The sequence below is a fragment of the Streptomyces sp. NPDC048383 genome (assembly GCF_040651775.1).
In the GTDB taxonomy this organism is placed as follows: domain Bacteria; phylum Actinomycetota; class Actinomycetes; order Streptomycetales; family Streptomycetaceae; genus Streptomyces.
Genome location: NZ_JBEZKS010000020.1, coordinates 1 through 16,243, shown reverse-complemented (window position 1 = coordinate 16,243; position 16,243 = coordinate 1). Strand labels below are relative to the sequence as shown.

10 protein-coding genes are annotated in these 16,243 nt (G+C 70.5%); 3 read left to right on the top strand and 7 right to left on the bottom strand.

Annotation, left to right across the window (positions count from 1 at the left end; translation table 11 throughout):
- Window positions 1–20 precede the first annotated feature (20 nt).
- Entirely contained in the window at window positions 21–1,031 is a 1,011-nt protein-coding gene (locus AB0D46_RS16290; protein ID WP_362877975.1) for a LacI family DNA-binding transcriptional regulator, read from the bottom strand.
- 173 nt (window positions 1,032–1,204) lie between these two features.
- Entirely contained in the window at window positions 1,205–5,491 is a 4,287-nt protein-coding gene (locus AB0D46_RS16285; protein WP_362877974.1) for a discoidin domain-containing protein, read from the bottom strand.
- A gap of 213 nt (window positions 5,492–5,704) precedes the next feature.
- On the opposite strand from AB0D46_RS16285, the gene AB0D46_RS16280 reads away from it, so the two are divergent.
- Window positions 5,705–7,321 (top strand): ATP-binding protein, encoded by a 1,617-nt coding sequence (locus tag AB0D46_RS16280; RefSeq protein ID WP_362877973.1) that lies wholly within the window; start codon window positions 5,705–5,707, stop codon window positions 7,319–7,321.
- A gap of 11 nt (window positions 7,322–7,332) precedes the next feature.
- Window positions 7,333–8,016 carry a response regulator gene (locus AB0D46_RS16275; protein WP_362878060.1) on the top strand — a complete coding sequence of 228 codons (684 nt, stop codon included), beginning with the start codon at window positions 7,333–7,335 and terminating at the stop codon, window positions 8,014–8,016.
- A 30-nt stretch (window positions 8,017–8,046) separates the two neighbouring features.
- Here AB0D46_RS16275 and AB0D46_RS16270 read toward each other — a convergent pair whose 3' ends face one another.
- The 3 genes from AB0D46_RS16270 to AB0D46_RS16260 all read right to left on the bottom strand — a co-directional run bounded on the left by AB0D46_RS16270 (window position 8,047) and on the right by AB0D46_RS16260 (window position 12,395).
- Complete coding sequence (locus tag AB0D46_RS16270; protein ID WP_362877972.1) at window positions 8,047–9,639, bottom strand: cation acetate symporter; 1,593 nt, start codon at window positions 9,637–9,639, stop codon at window positions 8,047–8,049.
- The gene (locus AB0D46_RS16265) at window positions 9,636–10,121 is read right to left on the bottom strand and encodes a DUF485 domain-containing protein (RefSeq protein ID WP_362877971.1); all 486 of its coding nucleotides are present in this window, start codon (window positions 10,119–10,121) and stop codon (window positions 9,636–9,638) included. Before AB0D46_RS16265 ends, AB0D46_RS16270 begins: the two co-directional genes overlap by 4 nt.
- 153 nt (window positions 10,122–10,274) lie before the next feature.
- Window positions 10,275–12,395 carry a DNA topoisomerase IV subunit B gene (locus AB0D46_RS16260; RefSeq protein WP_362877970.1) on the bottom strand — a complete coding sequence of 707 codons (2,121 nt, stop codon included), beginning with the start codon at window positions 12,393–12,395 and terminating at the stop codon, window positions 10,275–10,277.
- A gap of 447 nt (window positions 12,396–12,842) precedes the next feature.
- On the opposite strand from AB0D46_RS16260, the gene AB0D46_RS16255 reads away from it, so the two are divergent.
- Window positions 12,843–13,079 carry a hypothetical protein gene (locus tag AB0D46_RS16255; protein ID WP_362877969.1) on the top strand — a complete coding sequence of 79 codons (237 nt, stop codon included), beginning with the start codon at window positions 12,843–12,845 and terminating at the stop codon, window positions 13,077–13,079.
- A gap of 200 nt (window positions 13,080–13,279) precedes the next feature.
- On the opposite strand, the gene AB0D46_RS16250 is transcribed toward AB0D46_RS16255, so the two are convergent.
- Both AB0D46_RS16250 and AB0D46_RS16245 read right to left on the bottom strand, forming a co-directional pair.
- Window positions 13,280–14,134 carry a serine protease gene (locus tag AB0D46_RS16250; RefSeq protein ID WP_362877968.1) on the bottom strand — a complete coding sequence of 285 codons (855 nt, stop codon included), beginning with the start codon at window positions 14,132–14,134 and terminating at the stop codon, window positions 13,280–13,282.
- Between the two features lie 137 nt (window positions 14,135–14,271).
- On the bottom strand, window positions 14,272–15,846 hold the full coding sequence (locus AB0D46_RS16245; protein WP_362877967.1) for an RNA polymerase sigma factor: 1,575 nt from the start codon (window positions 15,844–15,846) through the stop codon (window positions 14,272–14,274).
- Window positions 15,847–16,243 lie beyond the last annotated feature (397 nt).

Genomic DNA, 16,243 nt, shown 5'->3' with positions numbered 1-16,243 from the left:
GAAGGGCGGGTCGATGCGTGCTACGCGCGCGGCGCCTTGGCCGTGGAGCCGCGAACCACCAGCTCCGGCTCGAACAGCAACTCCCCCGGCTGCACGGCGGCGCCCTGGATCTGCGCGGTGAGCAGTTCGACCGCGGCCCGCCCCATGGCCTCGATGGGCTGGCGGACGGTGGTCAGCGGGGGCTCGGTGCAGTTCATGAACGCGGAGTCGTCGTACCCCACCACGGAAACCTCGCCTGGGACGCTCAGGCCGCGGCGCCGGGCCGCCCGTACGGCTCCCAGGGCCAGCGGGTCGCTCGCGCAGATGATGCCGGTGACCCCGCGGTCGAGCAGGCGGGAAGTGGCCGCGTGACCACCCTCCAGGGAGAACAAGGTCCGCTCCACGTGCGCCGTGGGCAGCTCGGAGCCGGCCGCCGCGGCGACGGCCTGGGCCGCGACCAGCTTGCGCAGGGAGGGGATGTGGTCGGGCGGGCCCAGCACCAGGCCGATCCGCTCGTGCCCCAGGGAGGCCAGGTGACGCCAGGCCTGCTCGACCGCGACGGCGTCGTCGCAGGCCACGCACGGGAAGCCGAGGTCCTCTATGGAGGCGTTGATCAGCACCACCGGAACCTTGCGCTCCGACAGCAACCGATAGTGCTCGTGCGGGGCGTCGGCCTGGGCGAAGAGCCCGCCGGCGAACACCACCCCGGAGACCTGCTGCTGGAGCAGGAGCTCCACATAATCGGCCTCGGAAACCCCGCCGGTGGTCTGCGTGCACAACACGGGGGTGAGGCCCTGTTGGGCGAGGGCGCCGCCGATGACCTCGGCGAAGGCCGGGAAGATCGGGTTCTGGAGCTCCGGCAGCACGAGGCCGACCAGGCGCGCGCGTTCGCCGCGCAGCTGGGTGGGGCGCTCGTATCCGAGCACGTCGAGGGCGGTGAGCACGGATTGGCGGGTCGCCTCCGAGACGCCCGGCTTGCCGTTGAGCACCCGGCTGACCGTTGCCTCGCTGACTCCCACCTTCTTCGCCACTTGAGCAAGTCGTCGCGTCATGAACGCAAGAGTAGCGCAAGCGATGCAAATTCCTTGCAGTTCGGTTACAGCCAGTTTGGCTGGGGTTCGGGCGGACCCGACAGGGCCGACTCTCGGCCACGGGCCCTGGAAAGGGCCGGACGCCGCCCGGGAGTTCCCCGAGCGGCGCCGACCCTTCGTGCCCGTGCGCGCGGCTACGGCAGCCGGTCGATCCGGAACGTCGAGGTCGTGTTCCGGATGTCCACGGCGTTGTCGCCGGTCCGCAGGTTGTGGAGGGTCACGGAGCCGACCGCCGGCCCCTGGCCCGCCTCGGGCATCTCGTTCGCCCAGAGGCCGAAGCCGGACTTGGCGTCGAAGGCGTCACCGCTCTTCCTGGCCCCGGTGATGGTGATGTCCCTCAGGACGGTGTCCTTGATGGGGTTGACCGGCTGACCGCCGACGTACTGCGTCTGGAACATGATGCCGCTGTACGTCGGATCGATGATGTCCACGTTGTTGATCCGGATGCCCTGGAACACCTTGGAGGCGGAGAACAGCCAGATCCCGGGAAAGGTCTGGCCGCCCCAGAAGTGGCCGCCGGACCGGATGACGGAGATGTTCTCGAAGGTCGTCGGTTCCGTCCCGAACCCGTTCATCGGGTATCCGAAGTCCAGCGAGCTGATGGTGATGCCCGAATAGACGAGGGTGTCGGCGATGTGGATGTTGCGGAAGGTGTTGTTGAAGCCTCCGTAGACGGCCACCCCGGCGGCGCGCCAGGTCAGGATCGTGGTCAGGTTCTCGTAGACGTTGTTCTTCATGTCCGCGCCGCCCGCGTCGATCGCGGAGAACAACGCGAAGCTGTCGTCGCCCGTGGCCCGCGCCTCGTTGTTGGTCACGAGGTTGTCGGTGCTGCCGTTGGTCATGTTGATGCCGTCGGCGAACATGTCGCGGATCCGCGAGTTCTTGATGGTGATCCGGTCGGTGTTGGCGCCCCAGTACAGGCACACCATGTGTTCGTTCCAGATGTTGTCGATGGTGATGTCGGAGACGCCCGCGAAGTCGAAGACCTTGCCCGGCCCGTCGATGCGCGAGGTGTAGTTGCCGAAGTAGGCGAAGCCCGAGAAGGAGGAGCCCTTCGCGGTGGCGTCGGCCCGCCAACCGATGTCGGTGTTGTCCTGCGTGGACGGGGCGTGGAAGCGGGTGAACCACGGTCCGGCGCCGACCACCTGCACGGCCTTGCCGTACACCTGGAACTTGCTCGCCGTCTGGTAGTCGCCGGGCGGCAGGTAGACGCCGACCAGCTTGCCCGTGGGGTCCATCCGTACCTTGTCCAGGGCGTTCTGCACGTCCTGGTGGCCGAAGCCGGCGGGCACCGCGTACGTCTGCGGGTTCGGGTTCGGGTCGGCGGTGGCCTGCTCCAGGCTGACGAAGTCGATGGCGTAGGTGGAGGTGTTGGCGGCGTCCTTCTGCAGCCGGATCCGACTGCCCTTGGGAACCGTCTCGCCGAGCAGGATGTTCGCCTCGTCGTAGATGTGGCGCGGCGCCCCGGCACTCGGCGCGTTGCCCGGCGAGGCCTCGGCCCCGTACAACCAGGCGTACTTGGAGGTCAGCGGCAGCGCCTTCTTGAAGACCCCGTCGACGTAGACGTTGATGGTGGAGTCGATGCCTCCGCCACCCGGAGCGTCCGGGATGGAGAAGCGGGTGACCAGGGTGTTCGTGGTGGCCCGAGTGGTGAACTCGACGTACTCGCCCGTCGCGTCGAGGCTGACCGCCTTGCGGCCCGAGGCCTCGCCCGCGATGTCACCGATGGTCCGGTTGGGGCCGACCACCGTCGCCCCGCTCCCGGCGACCGCGTCCTCCGCCTCGTACATGTCGAAGGGCATGTTCGCGCCCCGACCGACGAAGAACGACCTGGTGGAGGTGTTGTTGGCGCGCTTGACCGGCAGTTCGGCCGCGTCGTCCGCGAGGACGACCTTGACCGTGTACTTGCCGTTCGCGGCCGGCCAGCTGCCGAGCGCGATCGGGGCCGTGGCCGCGCCGGCGGCGAGGGGCCCGTCGAAGGATCCCGTCAGGGTGCGGACGGTGGCGCCGGCCGCGTCCTGGAGGGTGAGCGTGACCGCGTGCGGGCCGCCGGCCGTGGCGATCGTGCCCTGGTTGCGGACCGTGACGGCGAAGGCGACCGGCTTGCCCTCGGACGGAGCGGACGGCGCCCAACTCACGTCGGAGGCGACCAGGTCGGAGCTGTCCACCCCACGGACCACCAGCGGGGAGCCGGTGAACGAGTTGTTGCTGTCGTTCTGCTCCACCACGGTGTTCGCCTCGTCGACGACCGCGCCGAGGGGGTACGTCCCCGCATCGCGCGCCCCGATCCCGGCGCTGACGGTGGCGCTCGCCCCGGCGGCAAGCGCCGGTACGGCGGCCGTACCCACCTTCGTGCCGCCGAGCGTGAAGGTCAGGGCGGTGGCGGGGGCCGGAGCCGGACCGCTGTTCTTGACGGTGGCGGAGAGCGTGAGCGGGTCCGACTCCACGGGAACGGCCGGCGCGGCGCTCAGCCCCGTGACCTCCAGGTCCGGGTTGGGCGCCGGCACCCCGATGATCTGGAACTCGGCGATCTGCCCGTTGGAGGAACCCGTGTTGGAGGTGAAGCGCAGCTGGACGTCGGCGACGCGGGCGCTCAGCGGGATGGTGACGGTGTTGCCGGACGCCGGGTCGAAGGCGTAGTCCTTCGCGGCGACCAGCCCGGTGACGGCGGAGCCGCTCTGCTCCCGGCCGAGGACCTGGATGTTCTGGGTGCGGGCGCCCCAACCGCTGTCCGGGTTCAGTTTGAGGACGAGGCGCTGCAGATCCGCGTTGGCGCCCAGCTTGACCGTCAGCGTGCTCGGGTACGCCCCGGCGGCGCCCTCCCAGTACGTGGCGGTGTTGTTGTCGGTGGCGTTCTCCGCGACGAAGGTGTGGATCACGGAGGAGCCGGCGACCGGTTTGCCGACGGCCAGGTTGGAGCCGCCGCCCCCGGTGCCGTTGCGGGTGACGGAGTTGCTGTCGCCGGACCGGTTGCCTGCCGCGTCCTTGGCGCGGACGACGTAGGTCACGGTCGCGGTGGCCGGCTGGGTGTCGGTCCAGGAGGTGGTGTTGCCCGCGACCGTCGTGCGCAGCACGTTGTTCGCGTAGACCTCGTAGCCGGTGACCCCCACGTTGTCGGTGGAGGCCTGCCAGGACAGTCCGATCCGGTCGGCCGCCTGTTCGGTCAGGGTGAGGGCGCCCGGAGCGGTCGGCGCCTGGGTGTCGCCGGTGTCGGCGGCCCGGGTCACGGTGTTGCTGTGGGGTGACTGGTTGCCGGCCGCGTCCCTCGCGCGGACGTGGTAGGTGATCGTGGTCCCGGTGGGTTGCGTGTCGGTGTAGGTGGTGACGTCACCGGCGACGCTCGTGCGCAGCTGGTTGTTGGCGTAGACGTCGTAGCCGGTGACGCCGGTGTCGTCGGTCGCCGCCTTCCAGGTGAGCTTGATCCGGCCGGTGGCCGGCTCGGTGTACGCGAGCTCCGTGGGGGCCGTCGGCGCGGCGGTGTCGCCGGTCCTTGGCCCGTAGACCTCCAGTTCGGAGAGCTGGCCGCCGGGTTGCTCGGTGTTGGCGGAGATCCAGACGCGGAGGTACCGGGTGGTGGCCGCGTCGAAGGCGATGGTCACGGAGTTGCCGCCGGCGGCGTTGAACAGGTAGCCCTTCGAGGCGGTCAGGTCCGTGTGGTCGGCGCCGTTGGCGCTGCCCTGGATCTTGAGGGTCTGGGTGCGGGCGCCCCAGGTTCCGGGCAGCCGCAGCACCACCCGGTCGACGCGTACGGAGGAGCCGAGGTCCACCTGGAGCCACTGGGGCAGCGCGCCATTCGCGCTCTCCCAGTAGCTGGCGGTGTTTCCGTCGTTGGCGTTGGCCGGCAGGTAGGCCTGGGTGCTGCTGCTCGCGGTCAGGGTCCTGCCGCGCGCCAGGTCGAGCGACGACTCGTCCGGGGTGCGCACCTCCAGCTCGGAGAGCTGGGCGGCCTGCCAGCCGGTGTTCGCGGTGACGGCGATCCGTACGTACCGGGTCTGCGTGGCGGGGAAGGTGACGGTCACGGTGTTCCCGTTGCCGGGGCCGAAGACGTACGCGGCCGACGCGACCAGGGTGTTGAAGGCGACGCCGTCGCCGCTGCCCTGGATGGCCAGGGTCTGGGTACGGCTCTCCCAGGACGTCGGCAGCTTCAGTACCACCTGGTCGACGCGGGCGGTGGCGCCGAGATCGGTCTGCACCCACTGCGGAAACGTTCCGCCCGCGCTCTCCCAGTAGGTGGCGGGGTCGCCGTCGGTGGCGTTGGCGGCGCCGTGGACGCCGTTGCTGCTGCTCGCCGTGGCGGGCCTGCCCGCCGCGATGCCCGGACCGCCCGCGGCCGCGGCGGTCAGGGCGGGCCAGCCCATGATCAACAGAGCCGTACTGAGGACGGCGGCCAGCGCCCGCCACCTCCAGGTGTGCCTTCTCATAGGTCCTCGTCCCTCGACATGAACTCTCGGAAGCGGGTGAGACAGGATTTTGCGTACTGCCGTGCGAGAATTGCAGAGCCCTGCTCAATCGTCCACACCTCTGACCGCACTTTCACGCCCGCATCACTTGCGCAAGCTGGGTGTAAATAACGCAAGCCATTTGCGTGGACGAGAGAATTCCGCTGAGGCCGAAGCCGACCTACGGTGCTAGGCATGCGGTTCCTCCCCACCAGCGCTCGGCGCCTCGGGCTGCCCAGACGGGCCGCCTCCCAGATCCTGCTCACCCAGCTGGCCCTCGCGGCCGGGGTCCTCGCGCTGGCCACCGGTCTGTTCCTGGCACCGCTGAGCGCCCAGCTGGACGACCAGGCCATGCGCCGCGCCCTGGCCATCGCGCAGAGCGCGGCGGCGGACCCGTCACTGGCCACCGACCTCCTCGGCACGGGCCCGGCGGCCGACACCCCGGTCCAGGCCGCCGCCGAACGGATCCGCCGGGCGACCGGAGCCGAGTACGTGGTCGTCCTCGACCTGCACGGCATCCGACGCTCCCACCCGAGCCCGGACCGGATCGGGCTCCCCGTGTCCACCGACCCGGGCGACGCCCTCGCCGGCCGTGAGGTGATGGAGATCGACGAGGGCACGCTGGGGCGCTCCGCCCGGGGCAAGGTCCCGCTCGTCGCCGCCGACGGGGAGATCGTCGGAGCGGTGTCGGTCGGCATCGCCTACGACAACGTCCGCGACCGCCTGGTCGCCACCATCCCCGGGCTGCTCGCCTACGCCGGCGGCGCCCTGGCCGCCGGCGCGCTCGCCGCCTACCTGCTGTCCCGCAGGATCCACCGGCAGACCAGGGACCTCGCCTTCTCCGACATCGCGGGCCTCCTCGCGGAGCGCGAGGCGATGCTGCACTCCATCCGGGAGGGCGTCATCGCCCTCGACGGGAAGGGACGGATCCGGCTGGTCAACGACGAGGCCGCCCGGCTGCTGGGCCTCACCCCGGACACCGTGCACACCCTCGCCGGCCTCCCCCTCGACGAGGTCCTCGGCGCGGGCCGCACCACCGACGTCCTCTCCGGCCGCGTCACCGGCCGCGACCTGCTCGCCGTCCAAGGCCCCCGCGTCCTGGTGGCCAACCGCATGCCCACCTCGGACGGTGGCGCCGTCGCCACCCTGCGCGACCGCACCGAACTGGAGCACCTGGGCCGCGAGCTCGACTCCACCAAGGGTCTGATCGACGCACTGCGCGCCCAGGACCACGAACACGCCAACCGGCTGCACACCCTGCTCGGGCTGCTGGAACTGGGCCTGCACGAGGAAGCCGTCGAGTTCGTGAACGAGGTCGTGGGCGTGCACCGCACCACGGCCGAGCAGGTGACCGAGCGGGTCCACGACCCCCTGCTGGCAGCCCTGCTGGTGGGCAAGGCGACGGTCGCCGCAGAGCGGGGCGTCCCGCTGCGGCTCGCCCCGACCGCCCTGCTCCCCGACCGGCTCGTGGATCCCGGCGGCCTCGTCACCATCCTCGGCAACCTGGTCGACAACGCCCTGGACGCGGCGGCGGGCTCGGCCGCGCCCCTGGTCGAGGTCGACATCCGCGCGGACGGCCGCAGCGCCGTCCTACGGGTGCGCGACAGCGGCCCGGGTGTTCCCCCCGGGCACCGCGAGGAGGTCTTCACCGAGGGCTGGTCGACGAAGCAACCCCGGGCCCACCGCGAGCGCGGACTGGGCCTCGCCCTCGTACGCCGCCTCGCGGAGCGGCAGGGCGGCAGCGCGCGGGCCGGTGAGACCGCGGACGGAGGGGCGGAGTTCTCCGTCGTACTCCCGGAGGCCCTGCGGTGAACGAGACCCCGATGCAGGTACTGGTCGTCGATGACGACGTACGTGTTGCCCTGATCAACGCGGCCTACGTGGCGAAGGTTCCCGGGTTCCGGGTCGCCGCGCAGGTTCATTCGGCCGCCGAGGCACTGGAGTTCCTCACCGCCCACCCGGTGGACCTGGTCCTCCTCGACCACTACCTACCGGACGAGAACGGCCTCGACCTGGTCCGTCGGCTGCGCCAGCTCGGCCACCACACCGACGTCATCATGGTCACCGCGGCCCGCGACCTCACCACCGTCCGGGCGGCCATGCGCCTCGGCGCCCTCCAGTACCTGGTCAAGCCGTTCACCTTCGCCGGCCTGCGCGGCAAGCTGGAGGCCTACGCCACCCTCCACCGCTCCCTGGCCGGCGGCGGAGAAGCCGAACAGGCCGAGGTGGACCGGATCTTCGGCGCGCTCGCCGCGGCCGGAACCCCCAACGAACTGCCCAAGGGCCACTCCCCCACCACGGCGGAGCTGGTCCGCCGGGTCCTGCGGACCGCCGAAGGCCCCCTGTCCACCCAACAGGTCGCCGACCGGGCCGGCATCAGCCGCCAGACCGCCCAGCGCTACCTGAAGCTCCTCGACCGCGCCGGCCGGGTCACCCTCGCCCTGCGCTACGGCGAGACGGGCCGCCCGGAACACCGCTACTCCTGGCAGCCGCCCGGCGGAGGCTGAACATGGTCGCGAACCCCACCGACCGGCCGGCTACACCGCCCCGGCCCCCGTCAGGGAGCGGACCTCGGTCTGCGCGTGCTTGCGCTCGTCCGGCTCCTCACCGGAGGTCACCGTGCCCAGCCAGCCCGCCAGGAAGCCCAGCGGGATCGAGACGATCCCCGGGTTCTGCAGCGGGAAGTACTGGAAGTCCACCCCGGGGAAGAGGGACTCGGGACTCCCCGAGACCACCGGTGACAGCGCCACCAGCAACACCGAGGGAATCAGGCCCCCGTACACCGACCAGACGGCCCCCCGCGTGGTGAACCCGCGCCAGAAGAGCGAGTACAGCAGCACCGGCAGGTTCGCCGAGGCCGCCACCGCGAAGGCGAGCCCCACCAGGAAGGCCACGTTCAGGTCTTGGGCGAGCAGGCCCAGGCCGATCGCCACCGCGCCGATCCCGACCGCCGCCAGCCGCGCCACCGTCACCTCGCTGCGCTGCCGGGCGTGCCGGCGCTTGAGGGAGGCGTACAGGTCGTGCGCGACGGAGGCCGACGAGGCCAGGGTGATCCCGGCGACCACGGCGAGGATGGTGGCGAAGGCGATGGCGGCGACGAAGGCGAACAGGACCGCGCCTCCCGTGGACCCGGCGCCCCCGCCGAGGAAGGCGGCCAGCAGCGGCACGGCCGTGTTCCCCGAGGCGTTCGACGCGCGCACCGCGTCGGGCCCCACGAGGGCGGCCGCGCCGAAGCCGAGCACGATGGTCATCAGGTAGAAGCCGCCGATCAGGCCGATCGCCCACACCACCGACCGGCGGGCGGCGCGCGCGGTGGGGACGGTGTAGAAGCGCGACAGGATGTGCGGCAGGCCCGCCGTCCCGAGCACCAGGGCGAGGCCCAGGCTCATGAAGTCGAAGCGGGAGGTCCAGTCGGCGCCGTACTTGAGGCCGGGGCTGAGGAAGCGGCTCCCGTGACCGCTGCGGTCGGCGGCGGTCGTGAGCAGCTGGTTGAAGTCGCCGTGGAAGCGCAGGAGGACGAGGACGGTCAGCGTCACGGCCCCGCCCATCAGCAGCACGGCCTTCACGATCTGGATCCAGGTGGTGGCCCGCATGCCTCCGAAGGTCACGTAGACCACCATCAGCGCGCCGACCCCGATCACGGTCAGGGTCCTGGCCCCGGGCCCGGAATCCCCGAGCAGCAGCCCGACCAGGCTGCCCGCGCCGACCATCTGGGCGATCAGGTAGAGCACCGAGACGACCACCGAGGAGGTCCCGGCGGCGATCCGTACCGGTCGCTCGGCCATCCGGGCCGCGACGACGTCGGCGAGGGTGAAGCGTCCGCAGTTGCGGACCAGTTCGGCGACCAGGAAGAGGACCACGAGCCAGGCGACCAGGAAGCCGACCGAGTACAGCAGGCCGTCGTAGCCGAAGAGGGCGATCAGCCCGGAGATCCCCAGGAAGGACGCGGCGGACATGTAGTCGCCGGCGATGGCGAAACCGTTCTCCAGGGGGGAGAACAACCGCCCGCCCGCGTAGAACTCCTCGGCGGAGCCGTGCCGGTTGCGGCTGACCCAGGTGGTGATGCCCAGGGTGACGGCGATGAAGAGGCTGAAGAGGATCAGCGCCAGGGTCTGGTGTTCGGTCGTCACCTGCCCTCCCCCCGGGCCCGGTTCCGCTCCTGGTCGCGCTCCTGCTCGAAGACCGTCCACCGCAGATCGAGCGCGGCCCGGTCCCGACGCAGTCGCGCGTGCCGGGCGTAGGCCCAGGTCAGCAGGAAAGTGGTGAGGAACTGGCCGAGCCCCGCCAGCAGGGCCACGTTGACCGCGCCCACGACCGGCCGGGCCATCAGGCCGGGCGCCGCCGTGGCCGCGATCACGTAGGCGACGTACCAGAGGAAGAAGCCGATGGTCGCCGGGATGACGAACCTCCGGTAGCGGCTGCGGACCTCCTGGAAGGCGGCGCTGCGCTGCACTTCCAAGTAGATGTCGGACGCGCCGGGTGCGGGGCGATCCCCGGGGGCCTGGTGCGGCGGGACCGTTTCCTCAACCTCGCCCCAGCCCACGGCCAGCGCGTCGTACCAGGGGTCGTCCAGCCGGATCGTTCCGGCATCGCGACCATCGTGCTTGTCCACCGAACTCTCCTTGTCCGCCGCCGCATTGGCCGCGTGCCCACAAGGATGTGCGGAATGAATCGTTTCCGGACTGGTGTCCCGGTGCTCTTCACTCCTTCAGGTGATGGAGTGAAGAGCACCGGTGTGCCGTGGCGCCGGAGGGTGTCCGCCCGGTCAGGCGTCGATGCGCGAACGGTCCAGGGTCGCCGCCGAGCTGGTGATGAACTCCTTGCGCGGAGCCACCTCGTTGCCCATAAGCAGGTCGAATACCTGCTCGGCGCCGTCCAGGTCACCGATGTTGATCCGGCGCAGCGTACGGAAGCGGGGATCCATGGTGGTCTCCGCGAGCTGGTCGGCGTCCATCTCACCGAGGCCCTTGTAGCGCTGGATGGCGTCCTTGTACCGGATGTTCTTGCGCTGGTACTCCAGCAGGGTCTGGCGCAGCTCGTTGTCCGAGTACGTGTAGACGTACTTGTCCTGGCCGCGCTTCGGCTGGACGAGCTCGATCCGGTGCAGCGGCGGTACGGCCGCGAAGACCCGGCCCGCCTCGACCATCGGCCGCATGTACCGCTGGAAGAGCGTGAGCAGCAGGCAGCGGATGTGCGCGCCGTCCACATCGGCGTCGACGAGCAGGACGATCTTGCCGTAGCGGGCGGCGTCGAGGTCGAAGGTACGACCCGAGCCGGCTCCTATGACCTGGATGATCGCGCCGCACTCGGCGTTCTTGAGCATGTCCGAGACCGACGACTTCTGGACGTTGAGGATCTTGCCGCGAATCGGCAGCAGCGCCTGGAACTCCGAGTTCCGTGCGAGCTTGGCCGTACCGAGGGCCGAGTCGCCCTCGACGATGAACAGCTCGCTGCGGTCCACGTCGTCACTGCGGCAGTCGGCCAGCTTGGCCGGCAGCGAGGAGGACTCCAGCGCGGTCTTGCGGCGCTGCGCCTCCTTGTGCTGACGGGCCGCGATCCGGGTCCGGGCGGCCGCGACGATCTTCTCCATCACGGAGCGGGCCTGCTGCTTGTCGTCGCGCTTGGTCGAGGTCAGGAAGGCCTTGAGCTCCTTGGCGACGACGGCGGCGACGATCCGGGTGGCCGCCGAGGTGCCGAGCACCTCCTTGGTCTGGCCCTCGAACTGCGGCTCGGCGAGGCGGACGGTGACGACGGCCGTCATGCCCTCCATCGCGTCGTCCTTGACCACGTCGTCCTCGGCCACGCGCAGCAGCTTCGCCGAGCGCAGGACCTCGTTCACGGTCTTGGCGACCGAGCGCTCGAAGCCCGAGACGTGGGTGCCGCCCTTGGGGGTCGCGATGATGTTGACGAAGGACTTGACGTTGGTCTCGTAGCCCGTGCCCCAACGCAGGGCGATGTCGACGCCCAGCTCGCGGGTGACCTCGGTCGGCGTCATGTGCCCGCGGTCGTCGAGGACCGGGACGGTCTCCTTGAAGGTGCCCGTGCCGGTGAGGCGCAGCACGTCGCAGACGGCCTTGTCCTGGGCCAGGTACTCGCAGAACTCGCTGATCCCCCCGTCGAAGCGGAAGATCTCCTCGGTCTTGCCGGCGCCTTCGAGGGCGCGCTCGTCACGTACGACGAGGGTCAGGCCGGGTACGAGGAAGGCGGTCTGGCGGGCGCGCTGGTAGAGCGTCTCCAGGTTGAGCCGGGCGTCCTTGAGGAAGATCTGCCGGTCGGCCCAGTAGCGAACCCGGGTCCCGGTCTTGCCCTTGGCGATCCGCTTGACCTTGCGCAGGGCGTGGTCGGGGTCGAAGGGGCCGTCGGGGCCCTGCTCGGTGAACAGGCCCGGGACGCCGCGACGGAAGCTGATCGCGTGCGTCGAGCTGCTCCGGTCGACCTCGACGTCGAGGCGGGCCGACAGGGCGTTGACGACGGAGGCGCCGACGCCGTGCAGGCCGCCGGAGGCCGCGTACGACCCGCCGCCGAACTTGCCGCCGGCGTGCAGCTTGGTCATGACGACCTCGACCCCGGAGAGGCCGGTCTTGGGCTCCACGTCGACGGGGATGCCGCGGCCGTTGTCCCGGACCTCGACCGAGCCGTCCTCGTGGAGGATCACCTCGATGTGGTCGCAGTACCCGCCCAGGGCCTCGTCGACGGAATTGTCGATGATCTCCCAGAGGCAGTGCATCAGGCCTCGGCTGTCGGTGGAGCCGATATACATGCCGGGGCGCTTGCGAACGGCCTCAAGGCCTTCGAGGACGAGCAGGTGCCGCGCGGTGTAGTTGGAACCGTCCCGGTCTGCTCCGGACAGCAGCGCGCTGGAAGGCACGGACGTGTCGGCGGTCACGCAGTTCGCTCCTCGCTGAATTTCTTTTCTGGCCCGGTCGGGCGCAAGGGTGGCACAAGTGCCGGTCCGAGGGTACCGAGGCCTGGTAGAGCCGATGCAACGCCACCCTCTCGCGTTCCTCAGCCTAGTGCAGATCCGCACGGGTGTTCGATCCCCCGCGAGGGTGAAGCAAACATCACGTTCCCTTCCAGGCATGAACCATTTAGTGTTCGGGCACGTCCTCATGCACAACCGGCGCTCACGCCGGGGAGGACACGAACTGCTACAAGCGAACGACTGACAACGCGAAACCGTAAAGCAACGCAATACGGCTCCTTCGCCGCCAACCGGCAACAGCCGGCCAGCTTCGGAAGGAAGTTTCGAGGAAAAGCCGCGAGCGGGAACGTTTTCGGCCTGGTTGGATGTTGACCCTGGTACGACAGCTCGTCGAGCTAGAGAAGAGGCGACGTGACTACTGTTCTGACACCCGCGACCCCGCTGACGGCCGCTGACCGATGCGACCGCTGCGGCGCCCAGGCATATCTGCGCGTCGTCCTGCTGAGCGGTGGTGAACTGCTCTTCTGCGCCCACCACGGGCGTAAGTTCGAGCCGGAACTCAAGAAGATCGCCGCGGAAATACAGGATGAGACCGAGCGGCTTACGTCCGCTCCGGTGGCCGCTGCCGCCGACACCGAGGACCGCTGACACTTAGCCTGCGCCTCGCATCCGACGAGCATGGACCGGCCCAGGCCGGTCGACGGGCGGCATCTCTGAGACCCAGGGATGCCGCCCGTCCTCATGCCCGGGGGGTTCTTCACCGCCCCGGCCCACCCGCCTCGACCCACACGCCCCCAGCGGGGGCGTGAGAGGCGCCTGGAGGCTCTCCCGGCGCCCACGAGGTGTGCTCACACCGCGTCGGGCCGCGCGCTCCCCTGCGGGCCGTTCACGAACTCCATCAACGGGGCGACCCTGGTGTAGACGCCGGGGCTGTCGGCGCGCCCGCAGCCGCGCCCCCAGGACACCAACCCGATGAGGCGCCCGCGGGCAACCAGCGGCCCGCCGCTGTCCCCCTGGCAGGCGTCCTTGCCGCCGTCGGGATGGCCCGCGCACACCATGGAGTCGGGTCGGTACTGCCCGTCCCGGTCCCCCGGGTAGGCCCGTCGGCAGGTGTCGTCGTCCAGCACCGTGACCGGCGCCGCCCGCAGCCCGTAGGCGTAGTCGCCGAATCCGCTCGTGTCGCCCCAGCCGTAGACGGTCGCCTCGGTGCCGGGGTCGTAGGCGTGGTCGCCCGCGCCGGCCATGGGGAGCACGTGGTCGGCGGGCACCGCCTCGGCCAGCTCCAGGACGGCCAGGTCGCCGGCGTTGCTCGCCGGGTCGTAAGCCGGGTTGACCCGGGCCGCGCGCACCGCGATCTCCCGGCCGTCGGCAGCCCGCAGCTCCGTCCGCCCGGTGATCACCCGGAAATCGGCGACGGATGCCACCGGCCCGCCCAGCACCTGGCTGCCCAGGCAGTGGGCGGCCGTCACCACCGTGGTCGGGGCGACGACGACACCCCCGCAGAACTGCCCGTCACGGGTACCCCCGAACCGGTCACGACTGGCGAGGGCCACCACCCAGGGGTTGTCGCCCGAGGTCACGGGCTTACCGCCTATCACCACGCTGTCCGCGGCCGCGCGGGGGGCCTGAGTGAGCGGCGCGGCGGCCGCTCCCGTCACCAGCGTCAGCGCGCCCGCCAGGGCACGGGCAAAGGGACGACGCATGAGGCCTCCTGACTCCGAGTGTGTATGACTCCACCCAGAGTGGTGTGCCCGGTGGCCGTGCGCACCCGCGCGGCCTCCCGCGTACGCCCCGTCGGGACCGGTCCGTCGCGGCCGGTCCCCAGGTCGGCCGCGACTGATCAGTCCAGGTAGTCGCGCAGCACCTGCGAGCGGGAAGGGTGCCGCAGCTTCGACATGGTCTTGGACTCGATCTGTCGGATGCGCTCGCGGGTGACCCCGTAGACCTTGCCGATCTCGTCGAGGGTCTTGGGCTGGCCGTCGGTGAGGCCGAAGCGCATGGAGACCACGCCCGCCTCGCGCTCGCTCAGCGTGTCCAGGACCGAGTGCAACTGCTCCTGCAGGAGCGTGAAGCTCACGGCGTCGGCCGGCACGACCGCCTCGGAGTCCTCGATCAGGTCGCCGAACTCGCTGTCACCGTCCTCACCGAGCGGGGTGTGCAGGGAGATCGGCTCGCGGCCGTACTTCTGGACCTCGATGACCTTCTCGGGGGTCATGTCGAGTTCCTTGGCCAGCTCCTCCGGGGTGGGCTCGCGGCCCAGGTCCTGGAGCATCTGGCGCTGCACGCGGGCGAGCTTGTTGATCACTTCGACCATGTGCACCGGAATGCGGATGGTGCGGGCCTGGTCGGCCATGGCGCGGGTGATCGCCTGCCTGATCCACCACGTGGCGTACGTGGAGAACTTGTAGCCCTTGGTGTAGTCGAACTTCTCGACGGCGCGGATCAGACCCAGGTTGCCCTCCTGGATCAGGTCCAGGAAGAGCATGCCGCGGCCGGTGTAGCGCTTGGCCAGGGAGACCACGAGGCGGAGGTTGGCCTCCAGCAGGTGGTTCTTGGCCCGACGGCCGTCCTCGGCGATGATCTCCAGCTCGCGCTTGAGCTTGGGCGCGAGCTTGTCGGAGTTCGCCAACTTGTCCTCGGCGAAGAGGCCTGCCTCGATGCGCTTGGCGAGCTCGACCTCCTGCTCGGCGTTGAGGAGCGGGACCTTGCCGATCTGCTTGAGGTAGTCCTTGACGGGGTCCGCGGTGGCGCCGGCGACGACGACCTGCTGGGCGGGGGCGTCGTCCTCGTCGTCGGAGATGACGAAGCCCTTGTTCTCCCCGCTCTCCTCCTCCTCGTCCGCCTCACCCTTCGCGGCGTCGGGGCCGTCCTCCGGGGTCTCCCCGTCGGCCTCGTCGGAGTCCTTCTTGGCCGCGGTCTTCTTCGCCGCCGTCTTCTTGGCAGCGGTCTTCTTCGCGGGTGCGGCCTTCTTGACGGTGGTCTTCTTGGCCGCGGCCTTCTTCGCCACGGGTTCGTTTTCGGGCTCCGCGGTGACCGCGTCGGCGGCGGCGTCCATCGCCCCGGGCTCGGCCGGACCGGTCTCGTCGGTCACGGTGCGGGCTGCCGTCGCCGTCGACGCGACGGTCTTGGTCGCCGTCCGCTTGGCGGGGCTCTTGGCCGCGACGCTCTTGCGGGTGGTGCGCTTGGGCGACTCCGCGGCACTGACCATCAGCGTCACACCCTCTTCCTCAAGGATCTGGTTGAGGCTGCGCAGGACATTCTTCCACTGGGTCGCAGGAATCTGGTCAGCCTCGAAGGCCCGACGCACGTCATCGCCGGCGATCTGCCCCTCGGCCTTGCCTCGCTCGATGAGCGCCATCACAGACTCGGAATCGGCGATCTCCGACGGGAGCGTACGGGATGTGCTGGCCGACACGAACAACCTCTCGGAACGATGGAAACGGCTTCCGACCCCGGCCTGGTGCTGGACCGGAGCCGACGACACCGACTGGGGATGGGCCGGGGGCGCGGGCAGGGGCCGGGGAGCTGCACAGCATCCCAAGGGCTGCTGTCTTCCCTCCGTCGGCCATCACCTCTTACGTCATCGCGTGACGTCGCGGAGCGTTACGCCCCTATCTTGGTGGCCAGGGTCACACGGAGCCCCGACCGACACCGTTCGTACGCTCACACAAACGCGTCCGGGGGCTACGAACGGCCCCCGGACGCCGGTGTGGGGCGCGACCAGCACGACCGCCCCGGCCCCGGCTGCCACCCCCACGCCCCCCCCCCCGGCCCCCCACCGACGGGCCCGCGGGGGGGCCACCCCGACACCG